At 65.3% G+C, this 21,047-nt stretch carries 23 protein-coding genes and 1 pseudogene; 17 read left to right on the forward strand and 7 right to left on the reverse strand.

Annotated features, from left to right (window positions below; all coding sequences use genetic code 11):
* Positions 1-88 precede the first annotated feature (88 nt).
* Both murA and ACFCQI_RS03645 read right to left on the reverse strand, forming a co-directional pair.
* Positions 89-1,348: a UDP-N-acetylglucosamine 1-carboxyvinyltransferase gene (gene murA / locus ACFCQI_RS03640; RefSeq protein WP_395120023.1), complete on the reverse strand. Its 1,260-nt coding sequence runs from the start codon at positions 1,346-1,348 to the stop codon at positions 89-91.
* 91 nt (positions 1,349-1,439) lie between these two features.
* Complete coding sequence (locus ACFCQI_RS03645; RefSeq protein WP_395120024.1) at positions 1,440-1,679, reverse strand: BolA family protein; 240 nt, start codon at positions 1,677-1,679, stop codon at positions 1,440-1,442.
* Positions 1,680-1,834: 155 nt separating this feature from the next.
* On the opposite strand from ACFCQI_RS03645, the gene ACFCQI_RS03650 reads away from it, so the two are divergent.
* The 12 genes from ACFCQI_RS03650 to ptsP all read left to right on the forward strand — a co-directional run bounded on the left by ACFCQI_RS03650 (position 1,835) and on the right by ptsP (position 11,897).
* Positions 1,835-2,845, forward strand: coding sequence for a KpsF/GutQ family sugar-phosphate isomerase (locus ACFCQI_RS03650; protein ID WP_395120025.1), 1,011 nt, complete (start codon positions 1,835-1,837; stop codon positions 2,843-2,845).
* Positions 2,846-2,911: 66 nt separating this feature from the next.
* Positions 2,912-3,463, forward strand: a complete 552-nt coding sequence (locus ACFCQI_RS03655) for a KdsC family phosphatase (RefSeq protein ID WP_395120026.1) — start codon at positions 2,912-2,914, stop codon at positions 3,461-3,463.
* On the forward strand, positions 3,460-4,137 hold the full coding sequence (gene lptC, locus ACFCQI_RS03660; RefSeq protein WP_395120027.1) for an LPS export ABC transporter periplasmic protein LptC: 678 nt from the start codon (positions 3,460-3,462) through the stop codon (positions 4,135-4,137). Before ACFCQI_RS03655 ends, lptC begins: the two co-directional genes overlap by 4 nt.
* Positions 4,070-4,657, forward strand: coding sequence for a lipopolysaccharide transport periplasmic protein LptA (gene lptA / locus ACFCQI_RS03665; RefSeq protein WP_395120028.1), 588 nt, complete (start codon positions 4,070-4,072; stop codon positions 4,655-4,657). The genes lptC and lptA overlap by 68 nt, the downstream gene beginning before the upstream one ends.
* A gap of 4 nt (positions 4,658-4,661) precedes the next feature.
* Positions 4,662-5,381 carry an LPS export ABC transporter ATP-binding protein gene (lptB, locus tag ACFCQI_RS03670; protein WP_395120029.1) on the forward strand — a complete coding sequence of 240 codons (720 nt, stop codon included), beginning with the start codon at positions 4,662-4,664 and terminating at the stop codon, positions 5,379-5,381.
* 79 nt (positions 5,382-5,460) lie between these two features.
* Positions 5,461-6,918, forward strand: a complete 1,458-nt coding sequence (locus tag ACFCQI_RS03675; protein WP_395121236.1) for an RNA polymerase factor sigma-54 — start codon at positions 5,461-5,463, stop codon at positions 6,916-6,918.
* Positions 6,919-7,077: 159 nt separating this feature from the next.
* Positions 7,078-7,401 carry a ribosome hibernation-promoting factor, HPF/YfiA family gene (gene hpf / locus ACFCQI_RS03680; RefSeq protein WP_395120030.1) on the forward strand — a complete coding sequence of 108 codons (324 nt, stop codon included), beginning with the start codon at positions 7,078-7,080 and terminating at the stop codon, positions 7,399-7,401.
* Between the two features lie 157 nt (positions 7,402-7,558).
* Positions 7,559-8,509, forward strand: a complete 951-nt coding sequence (gene hprK, locus ACFCQI_RS03685) for an HPr(Ser) kinase/phosphatase (RefSeq protein WP_395120031.1) — start codon at positions 7,559-7,561, stop codon at positions 8,507-8,509.
* Between the two features lie 4 nt (positions 8,510-8,513).
* Entirely contained in the window at positions 8,514-9,416 is a 903-nt protein-coding gene (gene rapZ, locus ACFCQI_RS03690; RefSeq protein WP_395120032.1) for an RNase adapter RapZ, read from the forward strand.
* A 34-nt stretch (positions 9,417-9,450) separates the two neighbouring features.
* Positions 9,451-9,843, forward strand: a complete 393-nt coding sequence (locus tag ACFCQI_RS03695) for a PTS sugar transporter subunit IIA (protein ID WP_395120033.1) — start codon at positions 9,451-9,453, stop codon at positions 9,841-9,843.
* 8 nt (positions 9,844-9,851) lie between these two features.
* Positions 9,852-10,121, forward strand: coding sequence for an HPr family phosphocarrier protein (locus ACFCQI_RS03700; RefSeq protein ID WP_395120034.1), 270 nt, complete (start codon positions 9,852-9,854; stop codon positions 10,119-10,121).
* Between the two features lie 33 nt (positions 10,122-10,154).
* Positions 10,155-11,897, forward strand: a complete 1,743-nt coding sequence (ptsP, locus tag ACFCQI_RS03705) for a phosphoenolpyruvate--protein phosphotransferase (RefSeq protein WP_395120035.1) — start codon at positions 10,155-10,157, stop codon at positions 11,895-11,897.
* A gap of 113 nt (positions 11,898-12,010) precedes the next feature.
* Here the strand turns inward: ptsP and ACFCQI_RS03710 are convergent.
* Positions 12,011-13,113: pseudogene (locus tag ACFCQI_RS03710) on the reverse strand (IS4 family transposase); the annotation flags it as partial.
* Between the two features lie 249 nt (positions 13,114-13,362).
* Here ACFCQI_RS03710 and ACFCQI_RS03715 point away from each other — a divergent pair.
* Entirely contained in the window at positions 13,363-14,397 is a 1,035-nt protein-coding gene (locus ACFCQI_RS03715; RefSeq protein WP_395120036.1) for a hypothetical protein, read from the forward strand.
* Between the two features lie 286 nt (positions 14,398-14,683).
* On the opposite strand, the gene ACFCQI_RS03720 is transcribed toward ACFCQI_RS03715, so the two are convergent.
* From ACFCQI_RS03720 to ACFCQI_RS03730, 3 genes are all read right to left on the reverse strand, one after another.
* The gene (locus ACFCQI_RS03720; protein ID WP_395120037.1) at positions 14,684-15,445 is read right to left on the reverse strand and encodes a hypothetical protein; all 762 of its coding nucleotides are present in this window, start codon (positions 15,443-15,445) and stop codon (positions 14,684-14,686) included.
* Positions 15,446-15,703: 258 nt separating this feature from the next.
* Positions 15,704-15,949, reverse strand: a complete 246-nt coding sequence (locus tag ACFCQI_RS03725; RefSeq protein ID WP_395120038.1) for a hypothetical protein — start codon at positions 15,947-15,949, stop codon at positions 15,704-15,706.
* Positions 15,946-16,104 carry a hypothetical protein gene (locus ACFCQI_RS03730; RefSeq protein WP_395121238.1) on the reverse strand — a complete coding sequence of 53 codons (159 nt, stop codon included), beginning with the start codon at positions 16,102-16,104 and terminating at the stop codon, positions 15,946-15,948. Before ACFCQI_RS03730 ends, ACFCQI_RS03725 begins: the two co-directional genes overlap by 4 nt.
* A gap of 41 nt (positions 16,105-16,145) precedes the next feature.
* On the opposite strand from ACFCQI_RS03730, the gene ACFCQI_RS03735 reads away from it, so the two are divergent.
* The 3 genes from ACFCQI_RS03735 (at position 16,146) to ACFCQI_RS03745 (ending at position 18,919) form a co-directional block, all read left to right on the forward strand.
* Positions 16,146-16,463 (forward strand): hypothetical protein, encoded by a 318-nt coding sequence (locus ACFCQI_RS03735; protein WP_395120039.1) that lies wholly within the window; start codon positions 16,146-16,148, stop codon positions 16,461-16,463.
* 115 nt (positions 16,464-16,578) lie between these two features.
* The gene (locus ACFCQI_RS03740; protein ID WP_395120040.1) at positions 16,579-16,923 is read left to right on the forward strand and encodes a hypothetical protein; all 345 of its coding nucleotides are present in this window, start codon (positions 16,579-16,581) and stop codon (positions 16,921-16,923) included.
* Positions 16,916-18,919: a hypothetical protein gene (locus ACFCQI_RS03745; RefSeq protein WP_395120041.1), complete on the forward strand. Its 2,004-nt coding sequence runs from the start codon at positions 16,916-16,918 to the stop codon at positions 18,917-18,919. Before ACFCQI_RS03740 ends, ACFCQI_RS03745 begins: the two co-directional genes overlap by 8 nt.
* A gap of 73 nt (positions 18,920-18,992) precedes the next feature.
* Here ACFCQI_RS03745 and ACFCQI_RS03750 read toward each other — a convergent pair whose 3' ends face one another.
* On the reverse strand, positions 18,993-19,868 hold the full coding sequence (locus ACFCQI_RS03750; RefSeq protein WP_395120042.1) for a LysR family transcriptional regulator: 876 nt from the start codon (positions 19,866-19,868) through the stop codon (positions 18,993-18,995).
* Positions 19,869-19,954: 86 nt separating this feature from the next.
* Between ACFCQI_RS03750 and ACFCQI_RS03755 the strand changes: the two genes are divergently transcribed.
* The gene (locus ACFCQI_RS03755) at positions 19,955-20,995 is read left to right on the forward strand and encodes a YeiH family protein (RefSeq protein WP_395120043.1); all 1,041 of its coding nucleotides are present in this window, start codon (positions 19,955-19,957) and stop codon (positions 20,993-20,995) included.
* The last annotated feature ends 52 nt before the right edge of the window (positions 20,996-21,047 follow it).

Genomic DNA, 21,047 nt, shown 5'->3' on the forward strand with positions numbered 1-21,047 from the left:
TGGCGAATCCCCAATGCTGAGTCCCGGCACAAAAGCACCGCCCGCGAGCGGGCTCCTACGGGTGGGGACGCGGTCCTAGGACGCCGGATCAGCTCGGCAGGCGCCGGATACGCGCGCCGAGCACGCCGAGCTTCTCCTCGATGTTCTCGTAGCCGCGGTCGATGTGGTAGACGCGGTCGACCACGGTTTCGCCGCTGGCGACCAGGCCGGCCAGCACCAGGCAGGCCGAGGCGCGCAGGTCGGTGGCCATGATCGGCGCGCCGCTCATGTGCTCCACGCCCTTCACGATCGCGGTGTTGCCTTCCAGTCGGATGTCGGCGCCCAGGCGCTGCAGTTCGTGCGCGTGCATGAAGCGGTTCTCGAACACCGTCTCGGTGACCACGCCGGTGCCTTCGGCCACGCAGTTGAGCGCGGTGAACTGCGCCTGCATGTCGGTCGGGAACGCCGGGTACGGCGCGGTGCTGATGTTGACCGCCTTCGGCCGGCGCCCGCCCATGTCCAGCTCGATCCAGTCGTCACCGGTGGAAATCTGCGCGCCGGCTTCCTCCAGCTTGGCCAGCACCGCGTCCAGCGTGTTGGCGCGCGCGTGGCGCGCGCGCACCTTGCCGCCGGTCATCGCCGCGCCGACCAGGAAGGTGCCGGTCTCGATGCGGTCGGGCAGCACGCTGTACTCGGCGCCGTGCAGGCGCTCCACGCCGTGAATCACCATGGTGGAACTGCCGGCGCCCTCGATCTGCGCGCCCATCGCCATCAGGCAATGCGCCAGGTCCACCACCTCGGGCTCCTGCGCGGCGTTGTCGATGATGGTGGTGCCCTGGGCCAGGGTCGCGGCCATCATGATGTTCTCGGTGCCGGTGACGGTGACCATGTCCATGGTGACGCGCGCGCCCCTCAGCCGCGACGCCTTCGCCTTGATGTAGCCGTTCTCCACCGTGATGTCGGCGCCCAGCGCCTGCAGCCCGCGGATGTGCTGATCGACCGGGCGCGAACCGATCGCGCAGCCACCGGGCAGCGAGACCTCGGCCTGGCCGAAGCGCGCCACCAGCGGGCCGAGCACCAGGATCGAGGCGCGCATGGTGCGCACCAAGTCGTACGGCGCCACGCAGGTGCTGGTGGTGCGCGGGTCGACGTGCATCTTCATGCGGTCGTCCAGCACCAGTTGCACGCCCATCTGGCCGAGCAGCTCGATGAAAGTGGTGACGTCGTGCAGATGCGGCACGTTGCCGATGCTGACCGGCTCGTCGGCCAGCAGGCAGGCGGCGAGGATCGGCAGCACGGCGTTCTTGGCGCCGGAAATGCCGACCTCGCCATGAAGTGGCACGCCGCCGTTGATGAGGATTTTGGCCATGGAGAGCTGGGAATCGGAAATGGGAAAGGGGGAATCGGAAAAGCCGGATGCGAGAACCTGGGAGGGAACGGCGGCTGCCATTCCCCATGCCCTATTCCCTGTTCCCGGCCTCCTCCGGCGTCAAGGTCTTCAGTGCCAGCGCGTGGATCGCGCCGCCCATCAGCTCGCCCAGGGTGGCGTAGACCAGTCGGTGGCGCGCCAGCGGCAGCTTGCCGGCGAACTGGCTGGCGACGACGGTGGCTTCGAAATGCACGCCGTCGGCGCCGTCGACCTCGGCCCGGGCGCCGGGCAGGCCTGCTTCGATCATCGCCTGTATGCGGTTGGGGTCCATGGGCGTTCCATACGGAGTCGTGCCGGCGAAGCCATGGGTGGCGCGCGTGGCGGCACCATGGGGCAGGCAAAGACGTTAAAATGCGAATATGCCATGGTAATGGAATTCTTCTGGCACAGAAACGACGTCGGCGCCCTTCCCCCACTTGAGCTCACATGAACGCACGCATCGCCCCACCCGCGTCGAACGCACCGAGCCCCGACGCCATCATCCGCAGCGCCCGTACCGTGATCGCCACCGAGGCGACCGCGATCGCCGCGCTGGAGCAGCGCATCGGCGACGACTTCGCCGCCGCCTGCAGCCTGATCCTGGCCTGCAAGGGCCGCGTGGTGGTCAGTGGCATGGGCAAATCCGGCCACGTGGCGCGCAAGATCGCCGCCACCCTGGCTTCCACCGGCACCCCGGCGTTCTTCGTGCACCCGGGCGAAGCCAGCCACGGCGACCTGGGCATGATCCTGCCGCAGGACGTGGTGCTGGCGATCTCCTACTCGGGCGAGACCGACGAACTGCTGTTCATCCTGCCGGTCATCAAACGCCAGGGCATCCCGCTGATCGCGATCACCGGGCGCGCCACCTCCTCGCTGGCGCGCGAGGCCGAGGTACACCTGGATGGCAGCATCTCCAGCGAAGCCTGCCCGCTCGGGCTGGCGCCGACCACCAGCACCACGGTGGCGCTGGTGCTGGGCGACGCGCTGGCGATCGCGCTGCTGGAAGCGCGCGGCTTCACCGCCGACGATTTCGCCCGCTCGCACCCGGCCGGCGCGCTGGGCCGGCGCCTGCTGCTGCACATCAGCGACGTGATGCACAGCGGCGACGACGTGCCGCGGGTGTCGCCCGATGCCTCGCTCACCACCGCGCTGATGGAAATGACCCGCAAGCAACTGGGCATGACCGCCGTGGTGGATGCCGAGCAGCGCCTGCTGGGGGTGTTCACCGACGGTGACCTGCGCCGCGCGCTGGACGACGAGGAGGTCGACCTGCGCGGCGCCCGCGTCGCCGACCTGATGACCCGCGGCCCCAAGACGATCGGCGCCGAGCGCCTGGCCGCCGAGGCCGCGCAGCTGATGGAGAAGCACCAGATCCACGCGCTGCTGGTGGTCGACGACGAACAGCACGTCGTCGGCGCGCTGAACATTCACGATCTGCTTCGTGCGCGCGTGGTCTGATTTGCCTTGGCAAATCAGAAAATCAGGCAAGCTCGCGCTTTCGCTCTGAAACCCGAAATCACAATCGTGCCCAATCCCGTCTATCTCACCAATCTTCCGGCAGCGATCCTTGAGCGCGCGGCCCGCGTACGCCTGGCCGTGTTCGACGTCGACGGCACGCTCACCGATGGCCGCCTGTGGTACGGCGAGGACGGCCGCGAGACCAAGGTGTTCCACGTGCACGACGGGCTGGGCCTGAAACGGCTGCAGGCCTACGGCGTGCAGGTCGCGCTGATCACCGCGCGGATCAGTCATCCGGTGGCGCTGCGCGCCGAGGAGCTGGACATCGCCCACGTCTACCAGGGCCAGGGCAACAAGCGTGCCTGCCTGAACGAATTGCTCGACGCGCTGCAATTGCAGCCCGCGCAGGTGGCCTACGTCGGCGACGACCTGCCCGATCTCGCACCGATGCGCGTGGCGGGCCTGGCCGTGGCGGTGGCCAATGCACACCCGTGGATCGCCGAGGCGGCGCACTGGCAGACGCGTGCGCCCGGCGGCGAAGGCGCGGCGCGCGAGGTGTGCGACCTGATCCTGCATGCGCAAGGCCACGGCGACGCCGAGCGGGAGCACTGGCAGTGAGCTTGCGCCAGTGGCTGCGCGACCGGCGCCTGCCGGCCGCCATCGTGCTGGTCGGCCTCGCCGCGGGCACCAGCCAGTTGCTGCTGTGGTGGCTGGGCCCGGCACCGCGCGCGCGCGACTTCGTCGGCCCGCCGCGTTCGAGCTACACCTTGAACGATGCCCGCGTCACCGAGTTCGGCGTCGACGGCAAGCCCAGCGTGTACCTGCAGGCGCCGCGGGTGGACCGGCGCGAAGGCGACGAGTCGCTGTATCTCGACTCGCCCACGTTCCAGATTCCTGCCGAACAGGCCGGCGTGCCGCCGTGGCGCGGCAAGTCGCGCTACGGCTGGGTCAACAAGCCGGGCACCGTGCTCAAGCTGCAGGGGCCGGTCGAGCTGCACCGGGATGCCTTCACCGACGCGCACGGCGTGGCCCGCCCCGATGCCGGCGTGAAGACCTCGGAAGTCACCGCGTGGCCGCGCGAAAACCGCCTGGAAACGGCCCAACCCGCCCAGCTCACGCAGGGCGACAGTAGAATGAACGGGGTCGGCATGCGCGCCAACCTCTCTGACAACCACCTGGAACTTCTCCATGACGTCCACGGCATCCTCTTTCCGCACCCACGGAATGCTCCGGCTCGCCCTGCTCGTGCTGGGGGCGCTGCTGCTGCAGCCCGCCCTGGCCAGGAAGGATGACCGCAGCCAGCCGATGCGGGTGGTGCATGCCGATTCGTTCAGCGGCTTCAATGCGCCCAACAGCGTCACCACGCTCAATGGCCACGTCGAGCTGAGCCAGGGCACGCTGCGGATCACCGGCGACTTGGCCAAGATCTACGTCGACGGCAACCAGCAGCTGAGCCGCATCGTGGTCACCGGCAACGCCCACATCCAGCAACTGGACGACGCCGGCAACCTGATGTCCGGCGACGCGCGCACGCTGGACTACGACAACATCAAGGGCATCGCCACGCTCAAGGGCCAGGCCGCGGTGCACCAGCAAGGTCGCGGCGAAGCCCATGGCGACACCCTCACCTACAACACGCAGACCAGCGAGATGACCGGCAGCAGCGGCAACGACGGCATGGTGCACATGATTTTCCTGCCCAAGCCGCAGCCCGCTACCGCGCACTCCGCCACCGTCCCTCCCGCCCCCGCGTCTTCCGCCGCGGCGCCGGCCGCCGCGGCCAGCAGCCCGACGCCGCAGGGGCAACACTGACCCCATGCTCTCCGCCGAAGGTCTGCAGAAAAGCTTCAAGTCGCGCCAGGTCGTGCGCCATTTCGCGTTCTCCATCCGCGAGGGCGAAGTAGTCGGCCTGCTCGGCCCCAACGGCGCCGGCAAGACCACCTGCTTCTACATGGTGGTCGGCCTGATCGAGGCCGATGCCGGCACGATCACCCTGGACAAGCGCGACATCACCGGCCTGCCGATGCATGCACGCGCCAAGCTTGGCATCGGCTACCTGCCGCAGGAGGCGTCGGTGTTCCGCCGGCTGAGCGTGGCAGACAACATCATGGCGGTGCTGGAACTGCGCGAGGGGTTGACCTCGAAGCAGCGCGACAGCGAGCTGGAAAGCCTGCTCGACGAATTGAAGATCGCCCACATCGCCGGCCAGAAAGGCATCAGCCTGTCCGGTGGCGAGCGGCGCCGCGTGGAAATCGCCCGCGCGCTGGCGGCCAATCCGCGCTACATGCTGCTGGACGAACCGTTCGCCGGCGTCGACCCGATCTCCGTGGGCGAGATCCAGCGCATCGTGCGCCACCTCAAGGAACGCGGCATCGGCGTGCTCATCACCGACCACAACGTGCGCGAAACCCTGGGCATCTGCGACCGCGCCTACATCCTGAACGAGGGCGAGGTGCTCTCGCGCGGCACGCCGGCGCACATCCTGGCCGACGAAAAGGTCCGCGAGGTCTATCTGGGCCGCGAATTCCGGCTCTGAGCGAGGGCGTGACGGGCCGCGCTGGCCGCGTCTCCGGCCACGCGCTAGGATGGCCGCACGTTCCTTCGACCTGGCTGGCATGAAACCCGCATTACAGTTTCGCCTCCACCAGCAACTGACCCTGACGCCGCAACTGCAGCAGGCGATCCGCCTGTTGCAGCTGTCGCAGCTGGAGCTGGAAGCCGAACTGCGGCAGATCGCCGAGAGCAACCCGTTGCTGGAGTTTGCCGAGGAGGCCGAGGACGAGGAAACCGAAGGTCTCGACGACGCCGAGAACAATTTCCAGCTCGCCGACAAGGCGCCCGAGAGCCACAGCGAGAACGATGAAGGCGCCATCGACTGGGCCGACGGCGGCGGCGTGGCGGAGTCGCCGATCGACTTCTCCAGCAACAGTCCCGGCAACGGCAGCGGTTCGCGCGGCGACGAGGATTTCGAGCCGCAGAACGCCGCCCCGGAAACCCTGCAGCAACACCTGACCTGGCAGCTCAACCTGGCCTCGTTCAACCCGCGCGAACACCTGATCGCCACCGTGCTGATCGACGCGCTCAATCCCGCCGGCTACCTGGCCGAGGGGATGGAAGCGGTGCTCGCCGCGCTGCCAGCCGGCTTCGACGCCAGCGTGGAGGAAGTGGAGGCGGTGCGTCGCCGGCTGCAGGGCTTCGACCCGGCCGGCGTCGGCAGCCTGGACCTGCGCGACTGCCTGCGCGTGCAACTGGAGCAATTCGACCCCGACACCCCGCATCGCAGCCTGGCGCTGCGCATCGTCGACAGCGAGCTGGAATTGCTGGCGCGCAACGACATCGTGCGACTGGCGCGGCGCCTGCATGCCACGCCCGACGACGTGGCCGAGGCCGCCGTATTGATCCGCAGCCTGGACCCGCGCCCCGGCGCGGCGCTGGACGCCACCCCGGTCGAGTACGTGGCGCCGGACGCCTATGCGATCCGCGACGGCATGCGCTGGCGGGTCAGCCTCAACCCCGATTCGCAGCCTCGGCTGGGCCTGAACCAGCACTACTGCGGCCTGATCGCCAAGGCCCGCGGCGAGGACGCCAGCTGGATGCGCGGCCAGCTGCAGGAGGCGCGCTGGCTGATCAAGAGCCTGGAATCGCGCGCCGAAACCCTGCTCAAGGTGGCCGAGGCGATCGTGCGCCGGCAAAGCGCCTTCCTCGACTACGGCCCGGAGGCGATGCATCCGCTGGTGCTGCGCGAGGTGGCCGAGGAGGTGGGCATGCACGAATCCACCATCTCGCGGGTCACCACGCGCAAATACCTGCACACGCCGCGCGGCACCTTCGAGCTGAAGTATTTTTTTTCCAGCGGCGTCTCCACGGAGGATGGCGGCAGCGCCTCGGCCACTGCGATCCAGGCCATGCTGCGGAAGCTCATCGAGGCGGAGAATCCGCGCAAGCCGCTGTCCGACCAGGCCATCGCCGAAGAATTGCAGGCCAAGGGCATCCAGGTCGCCCGTCGCACCGTGGCCAAATACCGGGAGGGGCTGCGCATACCCACATCCAGCGAACGCCAGCGCGCCGGCTGACCCGCCGCGACGCGCGGAGGAAACGGGGGAACTTGCTTGTCGCCAAAGTGTTCCCATGTCTTGTAGACGAGATGACTGAAAGACGTGCCAGGTCGAGCCGACCGCGGCACGTCCACCCGCCGCGAAACGCGGCACTGCACCACCAGAGGAGGCGCCTCCATGCAATTCCAACTCAGCGGCCAGCAGATTGAAGTCACCCCGGCGCTGCGCGACCACGCCACCGCCAAGCTCGACCGCCTCACCCGCCTCGACGACAAGCTGAAAAGCCTCGTGATCGTGCTCTCGCTGGACAAGCTCCAGCAGCGCGCCGACGGCACCCTGAGCGTGGTCGGCGGCACCCTGCACGCCGAAGCCACCGAGGCGGACATGTATGCCTCCATCGACGTGCTGTTCGACAAGCTGGTCGCGCAGTTGCGCAAGTACCGCGAGAAAGTCGCCGACAAGCATCAGCGCGAGGCGCGCGAGGAACGCCAGTACGGCTGATCCCTCCGCGTCGGTTCGACCATTCGCATGCAGCACGGCCCGCCGGTTCTCCGGCGGGCCGTTCTTGCCTCTGCACGCCGTGCAAGCCGCAAGCTGGCACAATGGTGGCGGTTCGGGCGGCCCACGTCGCCCATCACGCGACACAAGGGCCGCAGGCTTGGATCGGATCAGCGCGCGACAACTCTACGACGGCGTGCACGAGCGCATGGCGCTGCGCTGGGTGTCGGGCATGCGCGGCGAATCGCGGCTGCTGGAGCCGGGCGTGGCGCAGGCGCGGCGGCCGTCGCTGATCGGCTACCTCAACATCATCTACCCGAACAAGATCCAGATCATCGGCTCGGAGGAGCTCAACTACCTCGACGGGCTCGACTCGCGCCAGCGCTGGGAAGTGATGCACAAGATCGCCGCCTACCAGCCGGTGGCCCTGATCGTGACCAAGGATCAATCCGTTCCCGCCGACCTGCGCGAGGTCGCCGAGGAAACCGACATGCCGCTGTGGATCAGCCCCAAGCGCGGCCACGAGTTGCTGACCTACCTGCAATATCACCTGGCGCGCATGCTGGCGGCCAAGACCACGCTGCACGGCGTCTTTCTGGAAGTGTTCTCGATCGGCGTGCTGATCACCGGCGAAGCCGGCTCGGGCAAGAGCGAGCTGGCGCTGGAACTGATCAGCCGCGGCCATCGGCTGGTGGCCGACGACGCCACCGAGTTCACCCTGATCGCGCCGGACGTGATCGACGGCACCTGCCCCGAGCTGCTGCAGGACCTGCTCGAAGTGCGCGGCCTGGGCGTCCTCAACGTGCGCGAGATGTTCGGTCACATGTCGGTGAAGACTTCCAAGTACCTGCGCCTGGTGGTGCACCTGAAGCCGCTGCGCGACGGCGAGGAGGCCGATGCGCTCACCCGCCTCACCGGCGACATCGGCCATCGCCCGATCCTCGACGTGCAGGTGCCGATGATCACCATCCCGGTGGCGTCCGGCCGCAACATCGCGGTGCTGGTCGAAGCCGCGGTGCGCAGCCACGCGCTGAAGAGCAAGGGCATCGATCCGGCGCAGACCTTCATCGACCGCCAGGCGCACCAGCTGCGCCGACTGCCCCCGTGGTGAACGCATGAACGAGAACGAGCCGCCGCTGACCCCCTTCAACGCCCGCGAGGGAATCCACCTGATCGTGCTCACCGGCCTGTCCGGCGGCGGCAAGACGGTGGCGCTGCGCGCGCTGGAGGATCTGGAGTTCTACTGCGTCGACAACCTGCCCGGCAGCCTGCTGCCGCACCTGGTGCAGGCCGTGCTGCAGGATCGCAGCAGCCGGCGCCGGCGCATCGCGGTGGGCATGGACGTGCGCAATCGCGGCGAGGACTTCGCCCACCTGCCCCATGTGTTGTCCGAGCTGGCCGCCTCCGGGGTGGAGCCGCACCTGATCTTCCTCGACTGCCGCGACGAGGTGCTGATCAAGCGCTACTCGGAAACCCGCCGGCGCCACCCGCTGGCCTTGCGCGGCGTGTCGCTCGCCGATGCGATCGTCGAGGAGCGCCGCCTGCTGCGCCCGCTGATGGCGATCGCCGAGAAGGTGATCGATTCCAGCGACCTCAACGTGCACCAGCTGCGCCGGCTGGTCGCCACCGGCTACGCGCAGGCCACCGAGGGATTGACCCTGATGTTCCAGTCGTTCGCGTTCAAGCGCGGACTGCCACTGGATGCGGATTTCGTGTTCGATGCGCGCTGCCTGCCCAACCCGCACTGGCAACCGCATCTGCGGCCGTTGTCGGGCAAGGACGCGCCGGTGCGCGAATACCTCGACGCCGAACCCATAGTGGGCGAGTACTTCGCCGACACCGCGAGCTGGCTCGACCGCTGGATTCCGCGCTTCGAACAGGACGACCGCAGCTACCTGACCGTCTCCATCGGCTGCACCGGCGGACGCCACCGCTCGGTCTATCTGGTGGAGAAGCTCGCCGCGCACTACCGCAGCCAGCGCGAAGGCGTGCTCACCTTCCACCGCGAGCTCGAATGATGATGCGCGCGAGCCACCCGGCGAGGCCAACCCCATGAGCGTCGGCGTGCTGCTGATGACCCACGAGGCGGTCGGCCACGCGCTGATCTCCGCCGCGCGCCACGTGATGCCGCAGCTGCCGCTGCGGGTGGCCGCGGTGGAAGTGCCGCCGGAGGCCGACCCGGAGGTCATGCGCTCGCTCACCGCCCACCACGCGCGCGAGCTGGACCAGGGCGGCGGCGTGCTGATCCTGGCCGACCTGTACGGCGCCACCCCGTGCAACATCGGCCTGTCGCTGGGCGCGCTCGGCGTGCACCTGCGTTGCGTGTCGGGGCTCAACCTGCCGATGCTGCTGCGCGTCCTCAACTACGCGGAGAAGCCGCTCGACGAACTGGCCGAAATCGCCGCCAGCGGCGGTCGCGGCGGCATCTTCATCGACCACGCCTGACACTGCCCATGCTCGAACAAGAAATCGTCGTCTCCAACAAGCTCGGCCTGCACGCCCGCGCCTCGGCCAAGCTGGTGCAACTGGTGCAGGGCTTCAAATCCACCGTCTGGCTGGTCAGCAAGGGCCGCGAGGTCAACGCACAAAGCATCATGGGCGTAATGATGCTCGCCGCCGGCATCGGCACGCCGTTGAACGTGCGCGCCGACGGCCCCGACGAGGAAGCTGCCCTGGCCGCCGTCGTCGAATTGTTCGAACGCAAGTTCGACGAGGGAGCGTGAGATGCAGGGAATCGGCGCCCAAGGGGGCCAATCGTGAGACACGTCCTCCCCGGCACGCTGGCGGCGCGCGGCATGGCGCTCGGACGGGCGCGGCTGGTGCAGCCGAGCCGCTACGCCGTCGACACCCGGCCACTGGACGAGGGCGAGGTCGAGGAGCAATTGCAGCTGCTGCACCGGGCGCTGGAGACCGCGCGGCAGGAACTGCGCGAGTTGCGCGGCAAGCTGCACGGCGCGCTGGCACGCGAGGTCAACGAGTTCATCGACGCGCACAGCCTGCTGCTGGACGATGCCGAACTGCTGCGCGGGCTGGACGACCTGGTGCGGGTCGGCCGCTACCGACCCGGCGCGGCGCTGAAAAAACAACGTGACCGCCTCGCCGCCGTGTTCGAGGCGATGGACGACCCCTACCTGCGCAGCCGCAAGGAGGACGTCGAGCAGGTGATCAACCGGGTGATCTCCGCGCTGCAGCGCCAGACCAGCCCGGAGGAACGCAAGCTGGCCGCCCGCGTCGGCGAGATCCTGATCGCCGACTCGATCGCCCCGGCCGACATGGCGCAACTGGCCGGCGCCGGGCTGCTCGGCGTCGTCGCCAGCTCCGGCAGCGCCTACTCGCACAGCGCGATCCTGGCGCGCAGCCTCGGCCTGCCGATGCTGGTGGGCACGCGCGACGCGCTGGCCGACATCCACGACGACGACCTGATCCTGCTCGACGCCGAGCGCGGCGAAACGGTGGTGCATCCCACCGCGCAGGACCTGTCGCGCTACCGCGCCTGGCAGCGCCAAGCCGCCGACGAAGGGCGCCGCCTGGCCAAGCTGGCCAACGCGCCCACGCGCACCCGCGACGGCGTCGAGATCGCCCTGCTGGCCAATGCCGAAACCCCCGCCGACGTGGCGACGGCGCGCGCCCGCGGCGCAGACGGCGTGGGCCTCTACCGCACCGAGTTCCTGTTCCTGCGCAAACGCGCACTGCCCTCCGAGGACGAGCAGTTCATCGCCTACCGCGACCTGGTGATGGGCATGGGCGGCCTGCCGGTGACGATCCGCACGCTGGATCTCGGCGCCGACAAGGCCGACGCCGCCGGACTGACGCTGCGCGGCGAGGACAACCCCGCGCTCGGCGTGCGCGGCGTGCGCCTGTCGTTGCGCTACCCGGCCGTGTTCACCACCCAGATCCGCGCGATCCTGCGCGCCGCGTGCTACGGCCCGGTGCGCGTGCTGGTGCCGATGGTGACCCAGCCGGACGAGCTGATCGCCGTACGCACCCTGTTCAAGCTGGCGCGGCAGGAGCTCAAGCGCGAGAACATCGACCTGCCGGAGAAACTGCCGCTGGGCGCCATGATCGAAGTGCCCGCCGCGGCGATCAACGTGCGCGCGCTGCTGGAACACAGCGACTTCCTCGCGATCGGCACCAACGACCTGGCCCAATACGTGCTCGCCGCCGACCGCGGCAACGATGCGCTGGACAACATCTACACCCCGCTGCAACCGGCCCTGCTGCGCCTGCTCTCGCACGTGATCGGCGCCGGCCGCCGCGCGAAGAAGCCAGTGAGCCTGTGCGGCGAGATCGCCGGCGACATCAGCTTCACCGCACTGCTGCTGATGCTCGGCCTCAACGAGTTCAGCATGCACCCAAGCCAGATCCTGCAGGTCCGCGACCGCCTCGCCGCGCTCGACCGCGCCCACCTGCGCCGCCACGCCGCGGCGTTGCTGCGCGCACATACCCACGAGCAGGTGGCGGCGACGTTGAACACGATCCTCGGGAACGCCGCGCCCTGATGTCGGCGAATAATGGGAATGGACGTGGCTAATTGAATTCGTGCGTCGCATGGCACGGCGAGCTGCCTGCAGGGCTTAATTAGCCATGTCCCCTTTATTGGCGGACAGGGCTTTCGTATCAGTTCCACAGGGCGGCTGAGCGGCAGGAGCCATCGTCGGACCAAGGCTTCACGTCCCAGTCGCATGACAGAGTACAGCCGCCGTTGCGATCGAAACGGTGTCAGCCATTGATCAACGCCGCTTACCTCGCACGCCATACCGACCAACCATGTGTCAAAGGTAGCCAGTGCGCTGAGCAGCAGCAGAACCTCGATACGGGAACCTCTGCGGGTGAGACTGTCTTCGAAGGCCTGTCCGTAGCGATGCGATTTGAGGTCACGAAACGACAGCTCAATCTGCACGCGCCGCGTATACAGTGCGACCAACTGGCGTGCTGTGAGCTCGAGGCATGGAGAGGCGATCAGCAGCCAAGGTTCGCGCTCGCGCTCGGCGTGGTTGCGGCTGTCTGAGTTACGTGCCGTGACTTGGCATGCAGCAAGACGCGTGCAGGCAACGGGTTGCTGCGAGCTATTTTCATTTGTCCAAAGTCCCGTGGTGTTTGTTTGGCCAGTTCATACATGGCCTTGCATGACACCCACCGTCGACAGGCCGCAGGTACGTGGTGTTGCGCAGGCGACCCAACCACTGCCAACCCATCGCTTCGACCACGCGGAATCATGGCCCGCGGAAGCCGACGTCAGTCACCAGGATCGGCCTGGCGTCCTCAGGAAGTATATGGGCAAGTCGTCGCAGAAATTGCTTCTCGGCCTTCTGCGAAACCCGCTTACCGGCCGGAAACACCATATCCAGAATCGGCAGTGTGCGTCCTCCCACCGGGATGGCTGCACCCAACAGATGCCAGCTGCGATCAGTATTCAGATCTGACCAGTCGACCACGATCACCGGTTGCTTGCTGCGCACCAGCCAGCGCGTCATCGCGCTATAGATATGCTCGCGATCAGCATGGAGGTGAGTGTTTCCCAGCAATGGATCCAATGCCTTCAGCGGCGCGCGGATTGCGCTCCGCGCCTGGCCATGCACGCGCCAGGTCGTTCAGGGTCAGGCGTCGGCCGCGAATCATGGCCTCTACAGCGCGTAGCAACACACGACTGAGCAACGCATGCATCGAATCGAGTGCGCTGCTTAGGCTATTTTGCAATAGTCCGGTCGCGCGCATGGCGTGGTCTCCTCTGGCTTCGTAACCCGTAAGGAATGACCGCATCATACACGCACTGTTCCTTCAATCGGTGCGCAAGCTATTGATTGAACGAGAAGATTCGCGGGAAAACCTCAGTTCCTGGGGTCCGTTGCTATGATGCCTCAGACGGGGAATAGATCAGAGTATCCCTAAGGCCTGGGTTGGTTTTGGTTGTGAGGTTCCGCCCACTTACAGTTAAGCTGCAGGCCTATAGTTTAGCCATTTCACATGAAGCACAGTTCAGGCACAGGGAAAATCACACTTGAGGGCATTGGCATGGACAGTCGAAACTTGGTAGCCACAATGCTTTTCTGCTTTACCACCTTTTTCGTCAGTCAGAGTATCGCTACAACTTATATTCCATGTGACGGTTGCTCACTTTCACAAATGAGTAATGTGGCTGTTTCACATGGAGTTGGCAGGGTCTTGGTGGGGAATGTTCCCGGCAATACGATGCAGGCCTTTCGCGTTTATCTTGCTCCTCAACCCAAAGTGATGAGCAGGGTGTCAAACAACAAGAGTACACTCTTTGCGGATCTTAGTTCAACGAGCGCGCAGGAAGCGGCTGCATTTTCTTCCTACGTCGAGTTTCATAACGCAGCTCCTGTTGGATACAACAAGCACTACGAACTTAGAATTGTCAATCCAGGTGAGCCAGTCGGGGTACCTAATAGTCTCGCCGTAAAGCGATTGGGCGATTTAATTCACTCTGATACTCAATCGTATGGCCCGATGTCAGTACCGTCACCTGGCGGTGGCACAGTGGATTACCCGACACCCGGCACCAACGTGTACAACGTCATAAATAGCGGTCCACAACAGAACGCCTTTTTGCAATGGCTTACTCATTTAACAATTTATGGGATATCCAATCAGACGGGCAAATTAGTTCAAGCAGCAGGCATTCTACACATTACTGATTCCAGCTACGCACCACAATTATCTTTTACGGTTACCTTTACCGATGGAAGCCATATTGGTGTGTACGCGGATACCAAGCAGGCGCCGATACAACTTGTGGTCAACGAGGATTCGGGAGTTGACTCGCATGGTAATAACGTTCCCGCGACGGAGGAGGCTGTCACTGGATCGGGTACACAAATGTATGATTTTACTAAGTCTGGCAATGAAACTGATCACGCGAATATGTATCAACAAATCACCAGGTTCGGCGTCAACTTATCGCCTAACCTGTGGCAGTACGCTTGTGTTAGTAGCGGTGCCGGAGTGGGTAGAAGGACGGATTGCAAGTGGGTTCAGTGATCTAACGTTTTTTTTGCGACAACGCGTTTTCGTTTTGACACTTTAAATTGTCCATGACCGCCGGGCGGGGCCCGGTAGTCATTTTTTTAGTCGACGGTTGCATTTCTCGCAAGCTCGTTTTCGGCGAGCGCCGAACTAAGGAAACTCTGAACAGGTCCCTGCCGCTTGGTTACAATTAGCCGTCCACGAGGTAATAAGAATAAATGGGACGTGGCTAATTAAATTCGTGCGTCGTATAGCACGGCAAGCCACCCGTCGGGCTTAAGCCGCCACCACCCCTTTACCCTTATTCCACCGGGGTAACGTGAGAACGCCAGGAAACCACAGGGACATCATAAGTTCTCATGAATTCTTGCCATTTGCTGCACCACTCATGCAGCGACCGCTTCTCATCCGCCAGTTGATAGCGCCAATAAATATTATCTCCAAGCGACGAATGCTTCCGGATAAATCCGTTGTCCCCATCAGACAACGCCAAAAGAAGACAAGCTTCCGACCCAAGTGCCACGCGCTCGCGCTCTTCGCGTTGGGTCGGTTGCCGACCGGTCAGTTGCAGGGCGGCATGGGTCGATTCGTGAACGCCCACCATGGCAGCCAACCACAGTGCTTCGTCCGGACGGCCGCGCTCACAACGACTCAGGAAGTTGAGGGCAAATCGGCTGCCGCGCCTAAAGGAAACCACATAGCGCTTGACAACTGCATCCCCGGGAACGAGCGTTATCAAGGTAGAACCGCGCGCCGGCCATCCTCCAATGCCCTTTACCACTCCGTTCAGCGCGCGGCGGAGCGATAGCGTGGCCGCCTTTGACGCAGTGCACGTTTCGGGGGCGCGGATAACTAGCTGCCAGCCACTCTGTGATTCGTATTCAAAGATCGGAGAGCTCTCGGGGAACCGCTTGAACTTCCGAGTACCGGACAGGTAGCTTCCGGAAACGGAGAGAGTGAGCCCGACGCCATGCTTGATCGTGGTGTTGAAGGCGCTATCAATTTCAACGTTTTTACGTGCAGCCTGGGTCACCATGCTGAACGACCAGGTCGGAGTGCGCACGGGGATTGAGCACCCAGAAAGGAGTAGAGCTTGCAATCCGAGAGCGGCCAATGTTCTATTCAAGCTTCCCACGCTGACTCCTGGACGAAAGGTGGCTGCCGGTGCCAGCCGGCAGCCGTTCCAACCTCGTGCCTGCAAAGCGAGCGTGTGTGGTAGCGCGTAATGCACTCTGCGGGAAAGGTAACAGTTTGCGATGCCTGTTGGATGCCTCGATATACCACCGCGGTTGTCATCAAGTCGAAACAAACGAAACAAGGGTCAGCGAAACAGGGGGCAGTACGCACTTTCCGGAGCGGGTGCAGACTTCCTTGACCTGCCGATCTTGGCGGGACCGGCGCGACGCGATAGTTGCGCTTCGACGGCCTCGCGGAAGCGCTCCGTCCCGTAGGTATGCTGGCGCTGGATATGCAGCCGGATGCTGTTCAACTCGTCCCGCGTGATGGCCTGTTCGACGTGCGTTCGATAAGCCGAGCAGCGCTCGGCCACGTTGGTGCCGGGGCTCACGTACCTTCCCACAGCGTGCCAGTACGGCGATAGCGATCATTGATGTAGCGCACATAACGCCGCCCCAACGATTGCATCATCCGCGCCACTTGCCCGCAGGCTGCGGGTGTCACAAGCAGGTGCACGTGGCCGGTCTTCAGCACGTAAGCTTGCACCGCACAGCCCTCGCGCAAGCAGTCTCGCGTAGCTCAGCCAAATGGCGAAGATGGTAGATATCGTGGAAGAAGCAGGGCTGTCGGTCATTGCCTCGTTGCACGATATGCTGGGGTACCCCGGCAAGATCGAGTCTCGTCAGACGTGGCATCTGTCGTCCTTGGCGGAAAGTCCGACCAAGCTTGCTGCCAGTACCGGTTGGCGTCTGTCGGACCAAGCCGCGCACCCTCGTCGGAAAGTGCACACTGACCTCTGCTTTCCCGTTTTCCAATTAGCCATGCTCCCTTTATTGGAGCTCATCGCTGCCGACAATCAATCTCTCAGCGCACGCCTGCTTCGCGATGGTAAGAATTCCGATTGACGATGGTCGAATGCGTGTGATGTGCTTCGCGGACCGCTCGACCACGAGACCGATGGCAACCCGGGAATAGCCGTTGCCGGTCTGGCCGTGTTTTCATGGCACAGGAAGCCCATTCATGACAAAGACCATCGACCCCGCCAAGCTCAAGGCTGCAGCCGAGCACTTGGAGCGGGTGCTGGAACGGTACCCGGACAGCACAGAGGTGAGAGGCCTCTTGCGGGCCTTATCGCCACTCATCGAGCAGGCCAAGGCAGGCATGGTGAGGGTGCCCTTCGAAGAAGCACTCATCCCTTGCGGCCGAAGTTTTGCCGAAGGCATGTACACCCAGTATGGAAGCCCCAGCGTTGACGACGCCTACTACGCGTTTGCAGCCGAACTACGGGGAGGGCGCAGCCCGGAGGAAGAACAACTGATTGCCGACACCCAAGCCATCATTGATGCGCGGAACGCTCATGAGTGATGGCTTGGTATCGAAAGACTTGAGGGCACGCAACGCCGCCGACATCTCCGAAGCGAAGACGTTTGAGACGCACGGGGTATCCAGAAAGGCGGCAATGGAGTTTCTCCGCTCTCCGGAAGGCACCATATTCAGGCAAAGGCTGATCGAAGCGGACCCCGGTGCCACGGCGTCCACAATCGTTGATCGCGCGATTCAACAAATCGGCTCCGGCATCGAGGTCCCTCGCATGGAACTCAGCGCAGAGCCGCTGCTCAAGATTGTTCCCGTCGGCCAGCAAGTCCCATCCTTCTCGCCGTTCTTTGTCCGGCAGTCGGTGTTCGAAGATGCCTTGGCCTCGGGCAAAAGTCTTTCCAACTACTTCGGATTGCCGATCAAGAGCGAGGCTCCGCGGTACGACATCATGGTGATGCGACCGCTGGCACCCACGGAAATATTCATTCACCGGGTGGCTCCAACCTCCGAGCTGCGTGGTCTGGTGAACAAGGCCGGTGGCGGCGAGCAGGTGCTGGTTCCCAACCGCAAGCTGTACGAACCACCAACCTATCTCAAGAGCATCGACGACAGTCTCGCGCTCCGAGCCGAGCGCAGGGTGGGTCTGGCGGTGAAAGGGCTAGGCACAGGCGCTGCCACGATCCTCATGGCCCTCGACGCCTACACCACCGCCAAGCAATACCAGACGCTAAGCGCACAGAGCAACCCGTTCGGCGCCGACGCGTTGCTTCGCCGCTATGAAGGGCGCACGGCGGGTGGCGCGATCGGAGGGATCGGAGCGGGTGCCGCCTATGGATTTGTGGCGGGCGCGGAAACTGGCCCCGGCGCGCTCGTCACTGGCGTGGTCGGCAGCGTGGTGGGGGCATTTGAAGGCGACCGGCTTGCCGTGACGATCACCGAGCACAAGGTCAATCATCAGACCGGCGCCGACGGCGTCACCTACATGTACGAAGGCGGTGTCTGGAAGCACACGCACTATCAGCTCGATCCCGATGGCTCCGCGGTGCCGGACCCTTACGGCGCCCCATCGATGCAGGCGGTGGTGACGACGGCGCCGGCCGAGCAGGTGGCGCAACTGGACTACCAGCGCATGACCGCGATCACCGCATTGGCGCTGGCCAATCCGGCCACGCAGGACACGCGGCTGATCGAGCTGGATGGCATCCGCTGGCACGCCACGCGCACCGGTTGGGCGCAGACGGTGGAACTCCCCGGCCTGCCCAACAACAGCTTCGGCATTCCTGCTTTCACGACGGTGGACCGGCCTGCCGATGCGCAGACCGCCAAGGCGCTGGACCAGCTCGCCGCCAACCGGGAATTCAACAACGCGCATTACGCCGAGGCCGTGGCCAACGCCTACGTGATGGATTACTACGGCAAGGGCTGGAGCGAGACCGGTCCTCTGCCCGAGGTTGTTACCCAGGCTCTCGGGCTGGCCAGCGAGAAGCACATCACCGACCCGCAGACCGGGCACGCCTGGAACGCCGACGGCCACGGGCATTTCAGCAGGGAGGAAACGCGGCTGATCGGCAGGGTGGTGATCCACGAGTCGCACGGAGCGAGCGGCGAAGAGCTGTCGCGACTCAGCCAGCTGCAACAGTCGGCCGTTCGCGCGAATGCGGACTACGGCAGACAGTTGATCGCGCAGAAGTACGAAGAGTGGCGGGCGACGCAGGTGCATGCGCCGATCGAGCGCGGCGCCATCGGACCCGATCATCATCCAGCTCCGCCCGAATCCGTGCCAACGTCTCCCGACCTGACATCCGCATCCACACGCACGGCGCCGCCGATCACGCCGGCAAGTTCCGCTCGCGCCATGTTCGATGCGCTGGTCGCGGCCGCACGCACGATGGACATCGACACCATGCGTTCGATCGGCCAGCAATACCTGCAATCGAAACAGGGGCAGGCGTGGCTGGCGGCGGGGCAACAACTCAACCAGCAGCTGGCGCTGCAGGCGGGACGGGAGGTGCAGGCGCAGCAGGCAGTGGCCATGCAGCGATGAGGAAGGAACCCATGCACCCGCACTTCCTCACGCTCCCTTTTTCCGTCCCCTTTTTTCGCGGGCCGTGCCCGCCCTACAGCTTCGCCAGGAACGCATCCAGCAGCGCGCCGCGGTATTTCTGCCGATGCAGCAGCAGGGAGAGTTTGCGGCGCAGGTCGAGGAAAGGCGTGCGCAGGGCCTTGAGGTGGCCGGCGGCGACGGCGTCGGTGATGGCTACGGCGGGGAGGCAGGCGATGCCGAGGCCGGCGACCACGACCTGCTTGATCGCCTCGATCTGGTCGAGTTCCAGCACCGTTTCGCCGGGAGGAAGTTGCGAGAGCACGCGTTCGCTGGTGGCGCGGGTGGCCGAGCCGGGTTCGCGCAGCACCCAGCGCGCGCCAGCGAAGTCGGCAGGTTTCAGGCTGCGCTTGCGCGCCAGCGGATGTTCCGGCGGCGCGCAGACCACCAGCAGGTCGTCGCGCCACGACCGCACTTCTAGTTGCGGGTGGGTCACCGGGCCTTCGACGCAACCGATGTCCAGGCCGTGGTCGAGCATGGCGGCGGCAATCGTCTCGGTGTTGGCCACGCGCAGGCGGATCGCCACCTGCGGGTTCGCGCGCACGAAGGCGCCCAGCAATTCGCCGACGCGATAGTTGCCCACCGTGTTGCTGGCGCCGATGCGCAGCTCGCCAGCCAGCGCGGCGCCCTCGACGCGCGCGCGGCGGCCGAACTCGGCGTGGCGCTCGAGTAGCTCCTGCGCCAGCGGCAGCAATTCGCGCCCGCGCGCGTTGAGATGCAACCGGCCACGCTGGCGGTCGAACACCGGTGTATCGAGTTGGCGCTCCATTTCGGCCAGCGCCATGCTGGCGGCGGGCTGGGTAAGGTGCAGGCGTTCGGCCGCCGCGCGCACGCTGCCGAGCACTGCGACCTGCACGAACACATCCAGTTGGCGCGGGCTGATGTTTACCATCAAGGCATCTTATACACGTAATCAGAAGTTCAAAGTTCTATTGATGGCTGGCCCACCCGACAATGGCGGCTTCCTGCGGAGTCCCCATGAACGCCTCCCCGATCGCTGCCGCCCCCAAACCCTCCCTGCGCAACCGCGCACCCGGCCTAGCGCTGGCCGTGGCGATCGGCGTGCTGGCGCTGCTGCTGGGGCGTTGGGTGCCGCTCATCGGCGGGCCGGTGTTCGGCATCGTGCTGGGCATCATCGTGCGCAACGTGTTCGCGCCGGATGCGCGCTTCACGCCGGGCATCCAGTTCGGCGGCAAGCAGGTGCTGCAGTGGTCGATCATCGCGCTGGGCTTCGGACTGAGCCTGACCCAGGTGGCGAAGACCGGGCTGGAGTCGCTGTGGGTGACCCTGATCACGATGAGCGTGGCGTTTCTCAGCGCGTGGCTGCTGGGGCGCTGGCTGGGCGTGCACGACAAGCTGAAGATCCTGATCGGCGTGGGCACGGCGATCTGCGGCGGCTCGGCGATCGCCGCAGTGACGCCGATCATCAAGCCGGACGACCATGACACCGCGTTCGCGATCTCCACCATCTTCCTGTTCAACGTCATCGCGGTGCTGCTGTTTCCGCTGCTCGGCCACCTGCTGAACCTGTCGGATCTCGGTTTCGGCCTGTGGGCCGGCACCGCGATCAACGACACCTCGTCGGTGGTGGCCGCCGGCTACAGCTACAGCCATGCCGCCGGCGACTACGCCACCATCGTCAAGCTGACCCGCGCCACGCTGATCATCCCGATCTGCCTGGTGCTGGCCTTCGTGGTGGCGGCCCGCGAGAAGCGCCAGCACGCGCAGGCCGGCGGTGCAGGCGGCTTCAGCCTCGCGCGCATCTTCCCGTGGTTCATCCTGTGGTTCGTGGTGGCTTCGGGCGTCCGCACGCTGGGCCTGGTGCCGGTCGCGATCCAGCCGGCGCTGCACATGCTGGCCGAGTTCATGATCATCGTGGCGCTCACCGCGATCGGGCTCTCCGCCAACCTGCGCAAGATGGTTTCCAGCGGCGCGCGGCCGATCCTGCTGGGGCTGGGCGTGTGGATCGCGGTGGCGGTCAGCAGTCTGCTGGTGCAGTTGCTGATCGGGCGGCTCTAGCGGTTTTTCGGGATTCGCTGAAAAGCATCACCCGCGGGCGGGCTCCTACGGT

The sequence above is a fragment of the Rhodanobacter sp. FW102-FHT14D06 genome, from assembly GCF_043950705.1.
In the GTDB taxonomy this organism is placed as follows: Bacteria; Pseudomonadota; Gammaproteobacteria; order Xanthomonadales; family Rhodanobacteraceae; genus Rhodanobacter.

Bases quoted from the DNA above. Each gene is read 5' to 3' on its own strand.
- ACFCQI_RS03740 (WP_395120040.1), top strand. From the start codon at position 16,579: ATGACAAAGACCATCGACCCCGCCAAGCTCAAGGCTGCAGCCGAGCAC.
- hpf (WP_395120030.1), top strand. From the start codon at position 7,078: ATGCAATTCCAACTCAGCGGCCAGCAGATTGAAGTCACCCCGGCGCTG.
- ACFCQI_RS03695 (WP_395120033.1), top strand. From the start codon at position 9,451: ATGAGCGTCGGCGTGCTGCTGATGACCCACGAGGCGGTCGGCCACGCG.
- ACFCQI_RS03735 (WP_395120039.1), top strand. From the start codon at position 16,146: ATGGCGAAGATGGTAGATATCGTGGAAGAAGCAGGGCTGTCGGTCATT.
- lptB (WP_395120029.1), top strand. From the start codon at position 4,662: ATGCTCTCCGCCGAAGGTCTGCAGAAAAGCTTCAAGTCGCGCCAGGTC.
- rapZ (WP_395120032.1), top strand. From the start codon at position 8,514: ATGAACGAGAACGAGCCGCCGCTGACCCCCTTCAACGCCCGCGAGGGA.
- ACFCQI_RS03745 (WP_395120041.1), top strand. From the start codon at position 16,916: ATGAGTGATGGCTTGGTATCGAAAGACTTGAGGGCACGCAACGCCGCC.
- ACFCQI_RS03750 (WP_395120042.1), bottom strand. From the start codon at position 19,868: ATGGTAAACATCAGCCCGCGCCAACTGGATGTGTTCGTGCAGGTCGCA.
- ACFCQI_RS03700 (WP_395120034.1), top strand. From the start codon at position 9,852: ATGCTCGAACAAGAAATCGTCGTCTCCAACAAGCTCGGCCTGCACGCC.
- lptA (WP_395120028.1), top strand. From the start codon at position 4,070: ATGCTCCGGCTCGCCCTGCTCGTGCTGGGGGCGCTGCTGCTGCAGCCC.
- ACFCQI_RS03645 (WP_395120024.1), bottom strand. From the start codon at position 1,679: ATGGACCCCAACCGCATACAGGCGATGATCGAAGCAGGCCTGCCCGGC.
- ACFCQI_RS03650 (WP_395120025.1), top strand. From the start codon at position 1,835: ATGAACGCACGCATCGCCCCACCCGCGTCGAACGCACCGAGCCCCGAC.
- murA (WP_395120023.1), bottom strand. From the start codon at position 1,348: ATGGCCAAAATCCTCATCAACGGCGGCGTGCCACTTCATGGCGAGGTC.
- ACFCQI_RS03675 (WP_395121236.1), top strand. From the start codon at position 5,461: ATGAAACCCGCATTACAGTTTCGCCTCCACCAGCAACTGACCCTGACG.
- ACFCQI_RS03715 (WP_395120036.1), top strand. From the start codon at position 13,363: ATGAAGCACAGTTCAGGCACAGGGAAAATCACACTTGAGGGCATTGGC.
- ACFCQI_RS03755 (WP_395120043.1), top strand. From the start codon at position 19,955: ATGAACGCCTCCCCGATCGCTGCCGCCCCCAAACCCTCCCTGCGCAAC.